Raw genomic sequence first — 2,264 nt, 5'->3', positions numbered from 1 at the left:
TGGTAAAATCTTTTTCTTATTCTCTTCGATACGGTGTTCTGCAACGTTTTTCAACTCTGCAAAACCTAACAAGAAATAAAGGTATAGATCGTAAATACGATCTATAGCCTCCATCATTTCTTTTTCTGCTCGAATTACACTTTCCTTATCACTTTGATAATAAGCGTAGAGTGATTGTAATACCTTTATTCTTAAGTGTCTTCTATTTAGCATACTAATTATTACATCGGTAATTTAACCTTACCTATTGATTGAATTCTTTCTTCTGCCATTTTATTTGCAATCGCAAATGTTGGCGTGTTCTCTGAGCTAGATCTCTTCACAATGTTTAAGATTGTAGAGTAGATATCTTCTGCTTTGCTCATTGCCCACTCCGAAGATAAACCTTTTACCTCTGAGTAACAATTAATAACTCCACCTGCATTTAATGCGTAATCTGGTGCGTAGATAATTCCTTTCTGACGAACGATTTCTCCGTGTACATTTTCATCCGCTAACTGGTTGTTGGCAGCTCCTGCGATGATCGAACATTTTAAACGCTCTAAAGTAGCATCGTTTACTGTCGCTCCTAAAGCACATGGTGCATATATGTCCATGTCTACATCGTAAATCTCATCTAAACCAACTACTGTAGCTCCATATTCCTTAGATATCCTTGCTAAAGCATCTTGGTTGATATCAGTGATTACAACGTTTGCATTCTCCTCAGTTAAGTGTTTTACTAAGTATTCACCAACGTGACCAACTCCTTGAACCGCTACTGTTTTACCCGCTAAGTTGTCAGAACCAAATTGCTCTTTAGCACAAGCTTTCATTCCCATGAAGGTACCGTAAGCTGTAACTGGAGAAGGATCTCCACTTCTTCCTGGTAGACCTGCTACGTGCTCAGTTTCCATGTTCACCCACGACATATCCTGTGGATTGATACCCACATCTTCTGCTGTAATATATTTACCTGCTAAACTGTTTACGAATTTTCCGAATCTTCTGAATAGGGCTTCAGATTTCATTGACTTAGAATCACCGATGATTACGGCTTTACCACCCCCTAAGTTTAACCCTGAGATTGAGTTCTTGTAGGTCATACCTCTAGAAAGCCTTAAAACATCGTTCAATGCTTCCATTTCATTGTTGTACATCCACATTCTAGTTCCACCTAGTGCTGGTCCTAAAACTGTGTTGTGAACAGCTATAATAGCTTTCAAGCCTGTTGCATTATCATTACAAAATAATAATTGCTCGTGGCCTAACATAGACATTTGTGCTATGACTGGATTATCAGCCAAATTTGTCGCACTCATTTCCTTTACCTCAATCATTTCAATACTGTATTAAATAGAATCTTTATTATTCCAATTCTTTGCCTAATTTTGTCTTCCGTTGAAGTCAAAACGCGGTGCAAAAATAGAAAATTAAAACATGAAGTCTCTCAGCTATCTCAACAAATATTTCCTAAAATACAAATGGCATTTACTTTTAGGAGTCTTATTTATTATCATTCAGAACGTTCTGGTGATAGAGATGCCAGAGCTGGTAAAGGATGCTGTGAATGATTTTCAGGAAAAAATCGCCGCTAACGAAACCATAGAAAATATTGCTTGGTTAGCTTTTAGTCTTGCTGGAATGTACTTTTTATTATCCCTAACCAAAGGGATTTTTCTTTTTTTTACGCGTCAAACCATCATAAAAGTGTCAAGATATGTGGAGTACGATTTGAAAAATGAAATCTACGAGCACTATCAAAAATTGAATTTTAACTTTTACAAGCGCCATTCAACGGGAGATTTATTAAACCGTATTTCTGAAGATGTATCTAAGGTGAGATTGTACCTAGGACCTGGAGTTATGTATACCGTAAACCTTGTATTCTTATTTAGTTTCATCTTTTGGAGAATGCTTTCTATTAATGTAGAATTAACACTTTGGGTTTTATTGCCGCTTCCTATTATGTCGTTCTTGGTGTACAAAGTTTCGGATAGAATGAACAAGCAAAGTGAGCGTGTACAACGTGAACAATCTAAGTTGAGCTCCATTGTACAAGAAACTTTTTCAGGAGTGAGAGTACTCAAAGCTTACGGTGCAGAAGAAGGATTCAACAAAATCTTTAATACCTCAAATGAAAATTATTTAAAGCGTAATATGGACTTGGTCTTTACCAATGCGCTGTTTATGCCAACTATTGTTTTCTTAATTGGAATCTCTACAACCATTACCATTTTTATTGGCGGTAATATGTACATCGATGGTGAGATTACTAATCCTGG

At 36.5% G+C, this 2,264-nt stretch carries 2 protein-coding genes and 1 pseudogene; 1 reads left to right on the top strand and 2 read right to left on the bottom strand.

Features of this window, described 5'->3' with window-relative positions:
- Both AC22ZQ_RS14185 and AC22ZQ_RS14180 read right to left on the bottom strand, forming a co-directional pair.
- Positions 1 to 213, bottom strand: a pseudogene (locus AC22ZQ_RS14185) (antitermination protein NusB); the annotation flags it as partial.
- 8 nt (positions 214 to 221) lie between these two features.
- Entirely contained in the window at positions 222 to 1,319 is a 1,098-nt protein-coding gene (locus AC22ZQ_RS14180; protein ID WP_318959415.1) for a Glu/Leu/Phe/Val dehydrogenase dimerization domain-containing protein, read from the bottom strand.
- Positions 1,320 to 1,419: 100 nt separating this feature from the next.
- On the opposite strand from AC22ZQ_RS14180, the gene AC22ZQ_RS14175 reads away from it, so the two are divergent.
- Positions 1,420 to 2,264 (top strand): ABC transporter transmembrane domain-containing protein (locus tag AC22ZQ_RS14175; RefSeq protein WP_318959414.1); only part of this gene is annotated, 845 nt, incomplete at its 3' end.

The organism is Lishizhenia sp., assembly GCF_057456495.1.
The sequence above is the reverse complement of the archived record's forward strand: the minus strand, read 5'-3'. Positions and strand labels throughout refer to the sequence as shown.

Coding starts and splice junctions, on each gene's coding strand:
- AC22ZQ_RS14180 (WP_318959415.1), bottom strand. CDS start 1,319: ATGATTGAGGTAAAGGAAATGAGTGCGACAAATTTGGCTGATAATCCA.